Consider the following 14236-nt stretch of genomic DNA (forward strand, 5'->3'; position numbering starts at 1 on the left):
CTCCGGTCCAGTGTCAGGTCGGGGCTCAACCGCCCTGTAACTGGCGGTAATGGCGCGCCTTGGGCTCCATCTGGTGCTTTTCAAACTCCTGAATGAGCAGTCGACAGGCTTCATCGGCAAGCAGGGTGTTTCCTGTAGCGCGAAGGCGTTCGAACGCTTTTTCGGCCAGGCTCAGGTCCTGCTGTTTCAGGCTGGCAAAGAGCACCCGGTTATGATCTTCCGCCTCCAGGGGCTGGAAGCTTTCCCCTTTGCTCAGGTACTCACGCCACACCTCGGTCATCCGCTCCGTTTGCTGGCGGCCCTGGGCCTCGTTCATCAACTCGCGCGCCCGTTCCCGATAGGCAGGCAAGTCGGGTCGCAGCTTGGCGAGCTGGTACAGGTGTTCGAGCAGGATCGGGCGGTCCGGGTAGTGCTCCCGCAGTGCCTGGAACTGCTTTTCGGCCAGTTTGAACTCCATTCTCCCCAGGCTTGCCATGGCCTGCCCGTAGCTGGCCGTGAACCGGTTATCGATAACTTCCTCTTCCGGCTCAAAGAACGTTTCCTGAACCTGCAGCCAGGACCGGCCAAAGGCCCACACCAGCGCCGCGCCCGCGGCCAGCCCGCCCGCGTGGGCCATATAAGCCACACCCGTGGCACCGGCAAACCAGTAGTCGTAGATTTCTTTACCCAGCCAGACCGGCAACATGGCCAATGCGGGTGCCCGGAAGTAGTTGAAATAGACACCCAGAAAATAGAAAAAGCGGATTTTCTGCAGCCCGTATATGGCCACATACATCCCCATCAGGCCCGAAATTGACCCGGACGCCCCTACCAGTGGCGTGCCACTACCGGCAGAAACCCCGGCAAACACCAGGCCGGACAGCGCACCACAGAGCAGGTACGCCAGCAGAAAGCGTCCCGGCCCCAGGGCCTTCTCGACCGTAAAGCCCAGCAGAAACAGGAAAACCAGGTTGCCGATAATGTGGCCCCAGCCCCCGTGGAGAAACTGGTAGGAAATGAGGGTATACAACTTGATGTCTGCGGGCACCAACCCCATTTCGCGAGCACTCAGGCGGTTGATGTAATCCTGCTCGATCTCGCGCCGGTGCTCCTGCCAGTATGCTTGCTCGCGGGGCGCCCAGAGCACGTCCTGATTATCACGGAGGTACTGGTAGAACGCCCGGTCCATCATCAGCGTGACCGCCACCCATTCCTCGGCATGCTGCTTCCGCAGGGACTGGAAATGCTGGAGTTCCTGAACGCGGTCCTGCTCGCCATCAAACCGGATCCTGCGCTGCAGATAGTCCTCGTAGACAGGCGCCTCCAAGCGTTGCAGGTCTGCATCGAGGTAGGCATCGACGGCGTTCTGAAGCTTCTGCCTGTCTTCGCCCTGGTAGAAAACGAACACCAGGAGGCAGAGCAGCATCAATGAGAGTGTTGCCCAGGGAGGGCGTTTCCAGTCAACAGCCTTTTCGGCGGGAATAATCAGCATGGGTGGCCACAATTCATCACAATCGGTCCCTGATAGGCCCCTGTTTTACCACAGCGCTGCCTGTTTTTCGCGCTCAAATACAGGCTATGGGGATGGCCGTCACAAGACAGTCACAGAAATGACATTCAATCGGTACCTGCCAGGGAATGCACCAATGTCTTATCGACCATTCGCCTATTGCCGTTGTTCCCGCCACGACGAATAGTAAGCGGGAATAACAAGAACAACCGGATATTGAGATCAAGGATACTGCACATGACCGTACTTGTTTTAGACACCCCGGAACTGCTCGCAAAGGCCGCAGTGGCCTCTGGTTTCATGTCGGCGATGGCCAGCGCTCCGGATCACAGGCCCCACCGGCTCAAATTCCATTTCGGTTTCAACCGTCATGCGCCCGGTACCGAGGACCTGGCGATGATTCGACAGCACGCTGCGTACCTCCGGCAATACCCCGGGCTGAAGGTTCGGGTTCACGGACACTCCGACAATTTCGGCGGGGAGGACTACAACCGGTTTCTGTCCCGTTTGCGGGCGCACTCGGTCGCGAAGCTTCTGATGCAGGAAGGTGTAGCGGAAAACCAGATTCTGCTGGCTCACTGGGGCTCTACCCGACCGCTGGCGCGTCCCGAGGACCACGCTGCCAATCGACGGGTCGAACTTGAGTACCTGAGCCAGGATATGGCACAGGCACTCTAGGAACGATCTCAAACTGACGGGGGAAACTTCCCCCGTCTGGGCGGCCGATCAGCCGCCGTAAACCTGCCAGACATTCCAGAGTAGCAACAGCGCCGCCACCAGAATCGACAGCCAGGTCAGCAGAATGCCAATCATGCGGGCCTTGTGGGGGCCGCCCCGGCCATTGATCATGCCAAACGCGTGCAGAATACGGCCAACCACCAGCGCCATGCCGGTCCAGTAGATCAATGCGCCGGACACACCATTCAACTCGGCAAACCCAAGCATCAGAAGGCCCAGGGGGGCGTATTCCACCAGATTGGCGTGGGCCCGGACGGCCGCCTCAAAATCCTGGTCGTCGTTCACGCCGAGGCCCTTTCGGTACTTCAGCCGATACTTTACTACCTGGCCGGAGAGCACCAGCAACAAAAGGCCGAGGACAGCCGCGAATACTCCAGTGACGGGTACGATCATGTTCAGCCCTTTTTGATTTTATTCACAATCGCCAGAAGCAGCACCGCCCCGACGGTGGCGGTCACCAGGCGCCCAAGTGCACCATGGGCCGAGAGCTGAAACAGGCCGAACAAAAATCCGCCGATCATCGAGCCCACAATACCGATGCCAATGTTCGCCAGGACGCCAAATCCACGTCCCTTCATGATCAGACCGGCGAGCCAGCCTGCCACGCCGCCAATAATCAGAAACAGAATCAGGTTCATTGTTTGCCTCTCCCTGAGGATGATTCACGTTACATGAGGACCCCGCAAAGACTGCCCTGTTCCACGCTTTGCTTCAAGCACTTCGAACGGAAGAGGCCGGGGTGATGGAGGCAATCGCGTCGGCCATCTGCTGATGACACCGGGCCATCAGGTCGGGCAGGTCCGCCGGCGTCAATCCCCGGGTCTCGACCGGAGGCAGAATGCGGACAGCCACCGGCTCTCGACGGCCACTGAGACCGCTGGACCGATCCGCGTACTCACTGGCGCACACCATGGTGATGGGAGCACCGGAAGCAATAGCAGCGTGGAACGCGCCCTTCTTGAAGGAGCCGAGCCCCTTGCCATGACTGCGAGTGCCTTCCGGGAACACCCAGAGGCTTTTTCCGTCATGGGCAAGGGTGTCGCCGACGGTCTGCATGATGGCGACGGCTTTCTGCGACCGCGACCGGTTCAATACCACATTGCCGCCCAGCCAGAACACCTGGCCAAAGAACGGGACCCAGACCAGGGAAGACTTGCCAACGGTGACCGTACGGGGTGGTAACAGGTCGCCCATAATGAACAAATCGTCGTTATGCTGGTGGTTGGCAATAACAACGGTTGGCCGATCCAGTGGCATATTCTCCCGGCCTTGCACCGGACGCTTCATACCGAGGAGACACCGCCCGACCCGTGCAACTGTCCAGCCCAGCAAACGGTTGTTATCCGGATTGAAGGGGCGCGCGCAGTACAGCAACAACGCAAACAGACAGACTACCGGCACGCTCAGCCAGGCCAGGAATTTTCTCAGAACACCCATGTAATAAACCGATCTCTGCTATCAGACAAAGCGTACAAGTGTACGCCAGGGTTATAGTCCCGCAACAGTATCAATTTGTTCCAGCCGTTGGCCAGCCAGGGCCCCGCCGGCATGGGCCGTCACGACGTAACGCAGCGGACCGCCCGGTTCCAGGGTGTCGAACGGATAGCAGGTCACCAGCATCAGGGTGCCAGCGGGCAAACGGCCGGCATCGATCCTGCCCGAACGGCTGTCCACCACCTGCGTATCCGTCACCCGGAACTCCTGCCAGGCCCCGGATCGTGCCTGCAGCCGGATAGCGCTTCCTGCCTCGAGGGCTTTCAGGTGCCGGAAATGCGTGTCCCGATGACCGGCGATCACGATCGGTCCCGGCCCCCGATCACTTCCCAGGAGGCGACCGGGGCCAAACGCCAGACTTTCGCCGGATGCCCCCTCAAGCACAATCATGGACTCCGACAGGTCGGGCCAGCTCATTCGCGCTACTGGCCATGTGTCCGCCCAGGGCCAGGGCCGGGTGTCAGTCTGACGGGCCTGCGTCTCGGCCCAGGCCAGTTCGAGCAGTTCCTGGGCCACCAACGCTTTGAGCGGTATCCATAGACCGAACACCAGCACCGTCGCCGAGCTCGTGAACAGACTGAGCAGCCAGCGATTCATGCCATGACCCTCCGACGCAGGAGGGCAATGGCCAGGGAAAACATCACACCCACCAGCCCAATAGCCATCAACAAGGGCGCCAGGGTGGCCGTTTGCGGGTACCGAAGCATGCCTGCCTGACTGCCTTTGGGAAGCAGTGTGGGTACGCTCTGGCTTTCCAGGGGCACGTCCGCCGCCCTCACAGGCGTAGTATCCACTGCCACGAAACTGGTGTAGGGCGAAGCCAGTGTGTGGGCCATCGCGAGCCGGGTAATCTCTGCCTTGTCGGGCTCCTGGTTCGACAGCTCCGCCTGATCGAGCAGACTGTCGATCCGGGCCCGGGCCCACCGACGGTGCAGTCCCTGAGCCGGAGCGGCCTGCTGAAGGTCCAGGGTTCGCGACCAGCGCTCTCCATCCGGACTGAGCCCGGAGACTGTCAGCGTGCCACTGGCCGGAATCCCCTTGGCCACCTGAATGAGCGGTTCACCCTGAAACAGGTCCCCCGGCCGTGCCGGATAGGCCTCTGCGCCAGCAGGCCACGACGTTTGAATATCGGTCAGAACCGGCGAGGACATGGCCGCAAACAAAGCCCTCAACGGCCCCTCCAGATCCGAGGGGTCGCCCACGGAGGTATAGGTGCCCCGCCCCCATTTGGCCGCCTCCCTCATGAAATGCTGGTTCGGCGCGGAACCGATGCCGACCGTAAACAATCGTTGGGAACCAAGCTGGGCCCGAATCTGGCGAAACAACGCCGCTTCATTGCCAACCGCTCCGTCGGTCATGAATACCACCTGTCGTACCCGGCCCGCTTCCGTCTCTTTCCCGGCGGCTGACGAACCGAGGGCCAGTGCCAGGGCCGATGCCATTTCGGTACCGCCATCCGCACTCAGGTTTTGCACATAGCGTTGTGCACGGGCGAGATTGTTGGCATTGGCCGCCACCGGTTCCATAAACAGGGCATGCGGCTGACTGTTGAACTGGATAACGTTGAATCGATCACCGGCACGCAGGGTAGCCAACCCCCGGTCCAGCGCCGACCGGGCCTGTCGAATGGACTCACCGGCCATCGACCCGGAAGTATCGATGACAAAGACCAGATCCCGGGGCAGCGGCTTCTGGCCGGTTTTGCCCGGCAGCACCATGGTCATCAGGTAGTCCTCGCCTTCGAAACGATCGTGGAATACGGCGGCGACGGGCGCGTAATCCTGCGCTGGTTGCCAGCGGAGCACGAAATCCTGGTCCATCAGCACCGCATGCCCACTTGGGGACACTCGAACCGTGCCGCCATCGCGGCGTGTGTCCAGCGAATGGCTGGGACTGGTGATTGAGGACAACGGCACACCGGCGTGAATCACCACATCGATATCCGCCCGGTGACTATCGGGGGCAACATCGGCCGGCGTGACGGTATACGGGCTGATGGCTCCCGCGTCCGGCACCGACTGTGTGGCCAGCGCCCAACCGGACTGCCACTGATCGGGCTGGGCTTCCGCGATCGGCGGGCCCGGCATATAGCGGGGTGTCAGGGTCGTGGGCAAGCGCAGCTCAAAAATGCCATTCCGGTACTGGACGGGCTGCTGATACGCTATATCGATTGTGACTGTCTCTCCCGGGGGAATGTTCGCCACCCGGGCGGTGAACAGATTGGGACGCTGCTGTTCGACATTCACAGCCTGGCGCCCGGTCTGTTTCGCCCGGGCGTACTCCTTCCGGGCTGCGAGCCGAGGCCTCACCTTCCCCTCAATCCGGCGCTCACCGACCACCATTGCCAGATCGTTCACGCTGGCTTTGTCCGGCAGCGGAAACACGAACACGCCTTCCTGCCACTGGTTGCTGGTGTTACGGAAGCGTCGCACCAGTCGCGTCTGCGCAATCATCCCGCTGACGGTGACGTCGAACTGGCTACCGAGCACCAGCGCCGGTTGCTGATAACGCCCGTTGGCGTCGACGAAACGCAATAGGCCGGCTTCACCATCGTCCGCAGGGGCCGCGTCGGCATAAAGGGGCTGGACAAACAGCAACATCAGAAACGCCAGCCAGAGGGTGATTCCCTCCACCAGCCGGCGCAGCCTTCGCGAGGCGCGTATATTGTTCCGGTCCATCCGCAACAGGTTCAGGGAAAGCATCATCGCAACATCCTTCATTTGGTGAATCCCATGGATGGCAATGATTTCAGCAAGCCCGAAGGCAGATACCGTGGCAGACTGCGACAATCCGGCGGCGAAATATGATCAATTGTGGCAGTGGCCGACCCGGTTCTTGTTCTGATCCAACGGCGTGGTTAAATAAGGGCAGTCAGGAACCACAGCAGGGACCCATGAAAAAGCACATTGTTCTGATCGAGGACGAACCGGGCATCCGGGACAATTACAGAGCCGCCTTCGAACGCCGGGGCTATCGCGTGTCGGCGTTCGGTGATCGGGCATCGGCCTACCAGGCGCTTCGGCAAGAACTGCCGGACCTGGCCATCATCGATGTGGGTCTCGGCGAAGAGCCCGAGGGTGGATTCACGCTGTGTCAGGACCTTCGTGCCTTGTCGATGACGCTTCCGATTATCTTCCTGACCGCGCGGGACAGTGACATAGACACGGTCCACGGCCTGCGCCTGGGCGCCGACGACTATGTGACCAAGGACATGAGCATCGACCATCTGCTGGCCCGGGTCACCGCACTACTGCGACGGGCCGACGCCTGGGCCCAGGCACTGCAGAAACCGGACGAAATCCTGCACCGGGGCCGACTGACCCTCAACGTTGACCGGATGACTGTCGCCTGGAACGAACAGCCCGTGGACCTGACCGTTACCGAATTCTGGATGCTCCATTCCCTTGCCCGGCATCCTGGCCACGTTCGCAGCCGGGATCAGCTCATGGAGGCGGCCAGTACCGTTCTCGATGACAACACCGTGACCTCCCACATCAAGCGGATTCGACGGAAATTTGCCCAACTGGACCACGATTTCGATGGCATCCAGACCGCCTACGGCATGGGCTATCGCTGGAATGCCCATGAGGCCTGACCGTTGAGCCTCAAACGCCAGCTATTCATCGCCAGCTTGCTGATGCTGCTCATTCCCTGGGCAGGCCTGAAGTTCGTACTTGAACTGGATACCGCCCTGCGGGACCAGGCCAGCCAGCAACTGGAAAACCAGGCAAAACGGCTCGCTGATCTGGCCGGCGACCAGCTCGTAGGCATTCCACCGGTCACCAGCGATACGCCGGTTCTGTATGTCACCCCCGTAGACCAGCCCATGGAGCTGGATGGTTATGCCGCCGACTGGCCCGGTTACGATGAAAACGGCAGTGCCCAGAATTGGCAGACGGCATCTGACAGCGCGCCGGGCACACCAGCCCTCAAGTGGCAGGCCGCCAGCGAAGGTCAGTACCTCTATCTGCTGTTACGTCTTGGCCACCCCACCTCGTTCTATAACCCCGGTACCCCCGAACAACCCCATGACCGCGTCCAACTCTGGCTGCAACCCTCCGCAGTCCGGGTGGACGCAACATCGGAACGCAACAACTGGCTTCTGAGGCCTTCCGCCCCGGGTGAGCTTTACGCCCTTCGTGAGCCTCGGCCCTACCGGCCCGACTATCGGATCAAGGGCGGTTGGCAGGCGGTCGCCGGCGGCTGGCAGCTGGAACTGCAAATGCCCCTGCCTGCGGCCTACTCGCGCCTCGGCTTCGAGGCACGCTGGGGGGAATCACAGGCGTCCGGAACCGGTACCTCGCCGTTACCGGTTCTGTTCCAACCCGACGCTGCGCTGGAACGGGCCCTGCTCCGCCAGCTCAGTTCCGGCCAAAAGGCCCGAATCGTCGAGCCGGCAGGCTGGGTGATCGCCGATACAGACCGTCCTCCGGACACGCCCTCGCCCGATTTTGACAGCCTCACCCCTATGCAGGTGATTGAACAGATCAGCTTGAATGCCCTGCGTCAGCTGATCCAGTTTTACCAGCCGGACCCCGAACAGATCGACACCGGGGAACGCCAGCTGCAAACCGCCCATTTGCCCGGGGAAGGTCTGGTGCGGCATCCGGACGGCAGTCGCTGGCTCCTGACCACCCAATCCCTGTTCGGTGGTCGCACCCTGGTCCTGGAACAATCCATCGATCAGCTCCTGAGTCTGTCCGGCTCGACCCTGGGGTCGGTGATTGCCCGGAGCACGCTGATCATTGTCAGTCTGACCCTGGTGCTGCTCGGCTATGCCAGCTGGCTGTCCTGGCGCATCACCCGGCTCCAGAAGCTGGTGAACGATACCGTGGACGAGGACGGACGCATCACCGGCACCCTGCCACTGCCAAGGGCGGGCGACGAACTGGGGCAGCTGCAGGCGCACTTCGGCCAGATGGTGCAGCGCCTTCACGGCTACAACCGCTACCTGGAAAGTTTTTCCCGACGACTGTCCCACGAACTGAAAACACCCGTGGCGGTGGTCCGCTCCTCACTGGAAAACCTGAGCCACGCCGAATCCGACGAGGAGCGCCAGCAGTACCTCGACCGCGCGAGCACAGCCACCCAACGGCTCCAGCAGATACTCCACGGCATGAGTGAAGCCGCCAGACTGGAACAGAGCTTTGACCATGCCGACAAGGAACCCTTCGACCTCGCCGAGGTCGCCGCAGAGGCCACCAGCGCCTACCAGAGTCTCGATCCCGGGCATGTCATCCGGTATCAGGGGCCGACACAGGGCTGCCCCATGCTCGGCTCACCGGAACACATGGTGCAACTGCTCGACAAACTGGTGGACAACGCACGGGATTTCACGCCGCAGCAGGGACTGATTGAAGTCACTCTCAAATCCGTACCCGGCCAACTCGAGCTGTCGGTGTTCAACGAGGGCTCACAGCTTCCGGGCGGCGACTCTGCAGACATCTTCGGCGCCTTCGTGTCGCACCGTGACGGCAATGGCGAAGGCCACCTTGGCCAGGGCCTGCTGATTGTGCGCCTGATTGCCGACTACCATGGTGGCCGTGTGGAGGCAGCCAATGAGTCCCTTGGTCGCATTGACGGTGTCCGCTTCCGGGTTATTATCCCCAACACACCCACCTGAAGCACCGGAACGCCTTGTGAGCACGCCACTGAATCAACTGGACGTCCACCCCCTGAGACAGACGCTCTACAACGAGCTGCATTCACGCCCGTTCCAGGTACTGCCAACGCGGGCCCGGGTGACCCAGATCGCCGTTCTGACCACGCCGGAGCAGAAACAGCAGCAGTTCGAGCATCTGTGTCAGTTGCACCGCCAGCTTGGCTATCCCGAACCCGCTGAAGACGTGGGGTGCTTCGAGAAGACCTTCGGCACGTTACGGGTACGGCGTGAAATGCACATGGAATTCGCCTCCTACACCTTCACCAACCTCACCGAATCTGAACGGGAGCCGTTCGCGGAAACCGGCATCTCGCCCCTGCCCGAGGGTTGGCTGGCGCAGCTCGCCGGCACCGTGATTGCCGCCTTTCACGTAGAGATACGCCCCTCCTCCAACGATGCGGAAGACGACCTGGCCTACGTTCGCCAGCATTTCGAAGGTTTGAGGCTGGTGGGAAGCAGCCCTCAGGAAGGGGCCGCACGGGTATGGGGCACGTTCCGGCTACACAGCGACGGCTTCGGCCGGTTCATGGTGCTCAATCACGAGATGTCGGACAGCCAGCTGGGGCGACTCACCCAACGCCTGATGGAGATAGAGACCTACCGGTTAATGTCCCTGCTGGCCTTGCCGGTGGCCCGTGATATTTCGCCATTCCTGAACGACATGGACCAGCAGCTGGCCACCATCAACCAGGCACTGGCGGACAATCAGGCGGTGGACGAACCGGGGCTGCTGAAGGAGCTCAGCCACATCGCCGCCCGCATTGAGGCTTTCCGGGCCCATTCCACGTTCCGTTTCTCCGCCACGCGGGCCTACCACCAGCTTGTTCTGACCCGGCTCGACGAGCTGCGCGAAGACGAGCTGTCCGGACACCTCACGCTGACCGAATTCATGACCCGGCGCCTGACCCCGGCGGTGAAAACCTGCGAAGCGGTCAGCGAACGGCTGGAGGACCTGTCCCGACGTGTGGACCGCGCCTCCGATATGCTGCGCACCCGCGTGGAAATGGCCATCCAGAGCCAGAACCAGCAGCTACTGGCCTCCATGGATCGACGCTCCCGCATCCAGCTCATGATGCAGCATACGGTAGAAGGGTTCTCCGTGGTGGCGATTTCCTACTACCTGGTCGGCCTGCTGAAGCTCGGCCTGGACACCCTCTACGACGCCGGCCTGGTGTTCAACAAGAGCCTGGTGCTCGGCATCGCCATCCCGGTCGTCATGGTGGCGGTATTCCTGGGAATCCGGACCATCCATCACCGGTTTATCCGGATGGCCCGGCGCCAGTAGGCATCAGATAAAGCGGGCATCCCCCGCCATCTGGCGGTAGAACTGCTGGGCCGTCCGGCCATTGCGAACACCCTTGCCGGTGGCGAACCGGATCGCCTCCTGGTGCAGTGCTTCCCGATCCTGAACGTTCGGGAACAGGGCATCCACTGCTTGCAGGTAGACGTCCTGAGGGAACGGGTAGAAGGACAACTGCAGGCCGAACCGGTCCGCCAGGGACACCTGTTCCTCGATGGCCTCGGCCGGGTGCAGCTCGCCATCCCGCACTTCACTCTTGAGGTTGTCGCTCATGAACTCCGGCATCAGGTGGCGGCGATTGGACGTGGCAAACACCCGCACATTGTCCGGCGGCAACTCCAGCGAGCCCTCCAGCACACTTTTCAGCGCCTTGTAACCCGATTCGCCCACATCGAACGAGAGATCATCGCAAAAAATCACGAACCGGAACGGCAGGTCGCAAATGTCGTCGACAATTTCGGGCAGGTTGACCAGATCGTCCTTGTCCACTTCGATCATCCGGAGCCCCTGCTCCCGATACCGGTTCAGCAGTGCCTTGATCAGGGACGATTTCCCGGTCCCCCGTGACCCCCAGAGCAGCGCATTGTTGGACGGTTCCCCGGCGAGAAACCGCTCGGTGTTTCGGGCCAGGGCCTGCTTCTGCCGGTCAATCCCCGTCAGGTCGTCCCAACTGATCGGATCGAGCCGACGAATCGCCCGCAAGCCGGACCGATGCCGACGCCAGACAGCGGCCGGCGTGTGTTGCCAGTCAAAAGTCGGTGATTCCATAAAACCTCTTTCCAGTTTCGCGTACCGCGCCATTGTGGAACACTGAGCGCACATCGACATTCCCAGACAGGAGACTTTACCGCAAATGGCCGTAAAATCCGTCGCCCTGGTGGCGCACGACAACAAGAAACAGGAACTGGTGGACTGGGCACGGGCCAACCGCACGCGCCTGGCTCCTCTGCGACTCTATGCCACCGGCACCACCGGACGGCTGCTCCGTGACAGCCTGGGGCGCGACGATCTCACCTGCCTGCTCAGCGGCCCACTCGGCGGCGACCAGCAAATCGGCGCCAAGATCGCCGAAGGTGAAATCGACCTGCTGGTCTTCTTCTGGGATCCGCTGGAACCCCAGCCCCACGACCCCGATATCAAGGCACTCCTGCGCATCGCCGCACTGTGGAACATCCCCGTTGCCTGCAACCGGGCCACCGCGGAATTCATCCTCACCTCCGCCTACATGACCGACGACGCCCATCATCCGCAAAAGCCGGACTTCTCCGACTACACCGGCCGCAACGTGACACCGACTTGAATTCAGCCCCGGCGGGCACTATCTGAAGTAACAGAGTGATTAACCGAGGACCTATCGATGTCTGACCCTCTCCAGATCAAGTGCCCACACTGCCTGAGAACCAATCGGGTTCCTGCCGCCCGACTGGCGGACAAACCCAGCTGTGGTGCCTGCAAGAAGCCCCTGCTGAACGGCGACGTCGCCAACCTGGATGACGCCTCCATGGCCAAATATATCGGCCAGTCCGACCTGCCCGTGCTGGTGGACTTCTGGGCCAGCTGGTGCGGCCCGTGCAAGGCCATGGCCCCGGAATTCGAACAGGCCGCCCGGCAATGGGCCGGCAAGGTCGCGTTTGCCAAGGTCAACACCGAACAGGCCCAGCAGGCCTCGGCGCAATACGGAATTCGCAGCATTCCCACCATGATTCTGTTCAAGGGCGGCCGGGAAATTGCGCGCAAGAGTGGCGCCATGCCCGCAGCTCAACTCTCCGCCTGGATCAACAGCGAGTTGGGTTAACCCAGATCATCGCCAAGAGCCCTAACAGCCCGGTGCCGGGGTGCTATGATGGCCTCAAAAAGCAAAAGGAGAACGCAATGGCCAACATCTACGACGATAACTCCCTGTCCATCGGGAACACGCCCCTGGTCCGGCTCAACCGGGTTAACGACGGCGCCACCATCTGGGCCAAAATCGAGGGCCGTAACCCGGCCTATTCGGTGAAGTGCCGCATCGGCGCGGCCATGATCTGGGACGCCGAAAAACGCGGCACCCTGAAGCCGGGCATGACCATCGTGGAACCCACCAGCGGCAACACCGGCATCGCCCTCGCGTTCGTCGCAGCCGCACGGGGGTACAAACTGATCCTCACCATGCCCTCGTCCATGAGCCTGGAGCGGCGTAAAGTCCTCAAGGCACTGGGCGCCGACCTGGTCCTTACCGAACCGGCCAAAGGCATGGCGGGTGCCATCGCCAAAGCCGAGGAAATATTTTCATCCGATCCGGACAACCATTTCCTGCCGCAACAGTTCCAGAACCCGGCCAACCCCCGCATCCACGAAGACACCACCGGTCCGGAGATCTGGAACGATACCGACGGTGCTGTGGACGTATTCGTCGCGGGCGTGGGTACCGGCGGCACCCTCACCGGCGTCTCCCGCTACATCAAGGAAACCCGGGGCAAACAGATCACCACCGTGGCGGTCGAGCCTACCGACTCACCGGTGATTACCCAGGTAATGAACGGCGAAGATCCCAAGCCTGCCCCCCACAAGATCCAGGGCATTGGCGCCGGCTTCGTGCCGAAGAACCTCGATCTCGAACTGGTGGATCAGGTGGAAGCGATCTCGAACGAAGAAGCCATGGAAATGGCGCACCGCCTCATGCAGGAAGAAGGCATTCTCTGCGGCATCTCCTGCGGCGCAGCCGTTGCAGCCGCCATCCGCGTGAGCAAACAGCCAGAACACAAGGGAAAGAACATCGTGGTGGTTCTGCCCGACTCCGCCGAGCGCTACCTCTCATCCGCACTGTTCGCGGAACGGTTTGGGGAACTGGAGAACGTGCAGTAATTTAAAGGCAAACGGTTGTGCCGGTTAGCGCCACAGCCGTTTGCCCGAATGGAGCTTCTGTCTCCACGAGCAAAGTAGGTGCGGCGTGGATTCGCGTTTAAAATCTCAGGACCGGCGGTTCTCATTCACATCCCGTGCAAGCCATGCTTTGATCAGCGACTGATAAGGCATATCCCGTTTGTTCGCCTCAATTTTTATGCGATCAAGCAAAGTTTCAGGCAATCGCAGTGAAATGGTCTTGGTCGAGGGCTTCAACCTCGGAAAAGAAGCGGATTGCGCCTGACGCCAGTCAAGGTAATCAGAGGAATCGTGGGTTTCCCAAAATGCCCGCTCTTCTGCTTCGGTTTTAAATTCAGGCATCCTTTTTAACTTGCTCATAAATCGCCCTCTCTTTTCGGTGCATGTCGCGAGCGGAAATAACCCGAATCAGGGAACCATTGTTCCTCAGTGTGAAAGTAATGTGGAGTAGCCTTTCAACATCAGTCTCACCCAAAGCATGAAAACGGATCTCACTCTGGCTATGTTTCGAGTCTTCTAACAATAAAAGCGGTTTATTAAAGAAAATCGCCTCCGCTTCAAACTGGCCAACGCCATGCTTCTCCAGGTTTTTTCGGGAGTTACCTTCGTCCCACTCAAAACCAGTAACATGTCTCCAATCAATCATAATAGTATATTATCATCATATACAAATGTATTTAACGAGGTACCT

16 protein-coding genes are annotated in these 14236 nt (G+C 60.7%); 7 read left to right on the plus strand and 9 right to left on the minus strand.

Going from position 1 to position 14236, the window contains the following annotated elements:
- Positions 1–25: 25 nt before the first annotated feature.
- A complete protein-coding gene (locus MSNKSG1_RS13140; protein ID WP_008939769.1) occupies positions 26–1471 on the minus strand; it encodes a rhomboid family intramembrane serine protease in 1446 nt (481 codons plus the stop codon).
- 255 nt (positions 1472–1726) lie between these two features.
- On the opposite strand from MSNKSG1_RS13140, the gene MSNKSG1_RS13145 reads away from it, so the two are divergent.
- Positions 1727–2167, plus strand: a complete 441-nt coding sequence (locus tag MSNKSG1_RS13145) for an OmpA family protein (protein ID WP_008939770.1) — start codon at positions 1727–1729, stop codon at positions 2165–2167.
- Between the two features lie 48 nt (positions 2168–2215).
- On the opposite strand, the gene MSNKSG1_RS13150 is transcribed toward MSNKSG1_RS13145, so the two are convergent.
- From MSNKSG1_RS13150 to MSNKSG1_RS13170, 5 genes are all read right to left on the minus strand, one after another.
- Positions 2216–2620 (minus strand): MAPEG family protein, encoded by a 405-nt coding sequence (locus MSNKSG1_RS13150; RefSeq protein ID WP_008939771.1) that lies wholly within the window; start codon positions 2618–2620, stop codon positions 2216–2218.
- Positions 2621–2622: 2 nt separating this feature from the next.
- Positions 2623–2865: a GlsB/YeaQ/YmgE family stress response membrane protein gene (locus MSNKSG1_RS13155; RefSeq protein ID WP_008939772.1), complete on the minus strand. Its 243-nt coding sequence runs from the start codon at positions 2863–2865 to the stop codon at positions 2623–2625.
- Positions 2866–2938: 73 nt separating this feature from the next.
- Complete coding sequence (locus MSNKSG1_RS13160) at positions 2939–3664, minus strand: lysophospholipid acyltransferase family protein (RefSeq protein WP_008939773.1); 726 nt, start codon at positions 3662–3664, stop codon at positions 2939–2941.
- 51 nt (positions 3665–3715) lie between these two features.
- Positions 3716–4318, minus strand: coding sequence for a class GN sortase (locus MSNKSG1_RS13165; RefSeq protein WP_008939774.1), 603 nt, complete (start codon positions 4316–4318; stop codon positions 3716–3718).
- On the minus strand, positions 4315–6441 hold the full coding sequence (locus MSNKSG1_RS13170) for a marine proteobacterial sortase target protein (RefSeq protein WP_227498028.1): 2127 nt from the start codon (positions 6439–6441) through the stop codon (positions 4315–4317). Before MSNKSG1_RS13170 ends, MSNKSG1_RS13165 begins: the two co-directional genes overlap by 4 nt.
- Positions 6442–6614: 173 nt before the next feature.
- On the opposite strand from MSNKSG1_RS13170, the gene pdsR reads away from it, so the two are divergent.
- From pdsR to MSNKSG1_RS13185, 3 genes are read left to right on the plus strand one after another with little or no spacing between them, the layout of a single operon-like run.
- Positions 6615–7316 carry a proteobacterial dedicated sortase system response regulator gene (pdsR, locus tag MSNKSG1_RS13175; protein ID WP_008939776.1) on the plus strand — a complete coding sequence of 234 codons (702 nt, stop codon included), beginning with the start codon at positions 6615–6617 and terminating at the stop codon, positions 7314–7316.
- A gap of 3 nt (positions 7317–7319) precedes the next feature.
- The gene (locus MSNKSG1_RS13180; protein ID WP_008939777.1) at positions 7320–9344 is read left to right on the plus strand and encodes an ATP-binding protein; all 2025 of its coding nucleotides are present in this window, start codon (positions 7320–7322) and stop codon (positions 9342–9344) included.
- A 16-nt stretch (positions 9345–9360) separates the two neighbouring features.
- Entirely contained in the window at positions 9361–10668 is a 1308-nt protein-coding gene (locus tag MSNKSG1_RS13185) for a DUF3422 family protein (RefSeq protein ID WP_008939778.1), read from the plus strand.
- A gap of 3 nt (positions 10669–10671) precedes the next feature.
- Here the strand turns inward: MSNKSG1_RS13185 and MSNKSG1_RS13190 are convergent, their stop codons facing one another.
- The gene (locus MSNKSG1_RS13190) at positions 10672–11451 is read right to left on the minus strand and encodes an ATP-binding protein (RefSeq protein ID WP_008939779.1); all 780 of its coding nucleotides are present in this window, start codon (positions 11449–11451) and stop codon (positions 10672–10674) included.
- A gap of 85 nt (positions 11452–11536) precedes the next feature.
- Here MSNKSG1_RS13190 and MSNKSG1_RS13195 point away from each other — a divergent pair, with 85 nt between their 5' ends.
- From MSNKSG1_RS13195 to cysK, 3 genes are all read left to right on the plus strand, one after another.
- A complete protein-coding gene (locus MSNKSG1_RS13195) occupies positions 11537–11983 on the plus strand; it encodes a methylglyoxal synthase (protein WP_008939780.1) in 447 nt (148 codons plus the stop codon).
- A gap of 57 nt (positions 11984–12040) precedes the next feature.
- Positions 12041–12478, plus strand: a complete 438-nt coding sequence (gene trxC / locus MSNKSG1_RS13200) for a thioredoxin TrxC (protein ID WP_008939781.1) — start codon at positions 12041–12043, stop codon at positions 12476–12478.
- Between the two features lie 77 nt (positions 12479–12555).
- Complete coding sequence (cysK, locus tag MSNKSG1_RS13205; RefSeq protein ID WP_008939782.1) at positions 12556–13527, plus strand: cysteine synthase A; 972 nt, start codon at positions 12556–12558, stop codon at positions 13525–13527.
- A 105-nt stretch (positions 13528–13632) separates the two neighbouring features.
- Here cysK and MSNKSG1_RS13210 read toward each other — a convergent pair whose 3' ends face one another.
- Together MSNKSG1_RS13210 and MSNKSG1_RS13215 are read right to left on the minus strand one after the other, a co-directional pair.
- On the minus strand, positions 13633–13905 hold the full coding sequence (locus MSNKSG1_RS13210; protein ID WP_040886928.1) for a BrnA antitoxin family protein: 273 nt from the start codon (positions 13903–13905) through the stop codon (positions 13633–13635).
- Positions 13880–14191, minus strand: coding sequence for a BrnT family toxin (locus tag MSNKSG1_RS13215; protein ID WP_008939784.1), 312 nt, complete (start codon positions 14189–14191; stop codon positions 13880–13882). Before MSNKSG1_RS13215 ends, MSNKSG1_RS13210 begins: the two co-directional genes overlap by 26 nt.
- Positions 14192–14236 lie beyond the last annotated feature (45 nt).

It is taken from the genome of Marinobacter santoriniensis NKSG1 (assembly GCF_000347775.1).
In the GTDB taxonomy this organism is placed as follows: domain Bacteria; phylum Pseudomonadota; class Gammaproteobacteria; order Pseudomonadales; family Oleiphilaceae; genus Marinobacter; species Marinobacter santoriniensis.

Coding starts and splice junctions, on each gene's coding strand:
- MSNKSG1_RS13140 (WP_008939769.1), bottom strand. CDS start 1,471: ATGCTGATTATTCCCGCCGAAAAGGCTGTTGACTGGAAACGCCCTCCC.
- MSNKSG1_RS13145 (WP_008939770.1), top strand. CDS start 1,727: ATGACCGTACTTGTTTTAGACACCCCGGAACTGCTCGCAAAGGCCGCA.
- MSNKSG1_RS13150 (WP_008939771.1), bottom strand. CDS start 2,620: ATGATCGTACCCGTCACTGGAGTATTCGCGGCTGTCCTCGGCCTTTTG.
- MSNKSG1_RS13155 (WP_008939772.1), bottom strand. CDS start 2,865: ATGAACCTGATTCTGTTTCTGATTATTGGCGGCGTGGCAGGCTGGCTC.
- MSNKSG1_RS13160 (WP_008939773.1), bottom strand. CDS start 3,664: ATGGGTGTTCTGAGAAAATTCCTGGCCTGGCTGAGCGTGCCGGTAGTC.
- MSNKSG1_RS13165 (WP_008939774.1), bottom strand. CDS start 4,318: ATGAATCGCTGGCTGCTCAGTCTGTTCACGAGCTCGGCGACGGTGCTG.
- MSNKSG1_RS13170 (WP_227498028.1), bottom strand. CDS start 6,441: ATGAAGGATGTTGCGATGATGCTTTCCCTGAACCTGTTGCGGATGGAC.
- pdsR (WP_008939776.1), top strand. CDS start 6,615: ATGAAAAAGCACATTGTTCTGATCGAGGACGAACCGGGCATCCGGGAC.
- MSNKSG1_RS13190 (WP_008939779.1), bottom strand. CDS start 11,451: ATGGAATCACCGACTTTTGACTGGCAACACACGCCGGCCGCTGTCTGG.
- MSNKSG1_RS13195 (WP_008939780.1), top strand. CDS start 11,537: ATGGCCGTAAAATCCGTCGCCCTGGTGGCGCACGACAACAAGAAACAG.
- trxC (WP_008939781.1), top strand. CDS start 12,041: ATGTCTGACCCTCTCCAGATCAAGTGCCCACACTGCCTGAGAACCAAT.
- cysK (WP_008939782.1), top strand. CDS start 12,556: ATGGCCAACATCTACGACGATAACTCCCTGTCCATCGGGAACACGCCC.
- MSNKSG1_RS13210 (WP_040886928.1), bottom strand. CDS start 13,905: ATGAGCAAGTTAAAAAGGATGCCTGAATTTAAAACCGAAGCAGAAGAG.
- MSNKSG1_RS13215 (WP_008939784.1), bottom strand. CDS start 14,191: ATGATTGATTGGAGACATGTTACTGGTTTTGAGTGGGACGAAGGTAAC.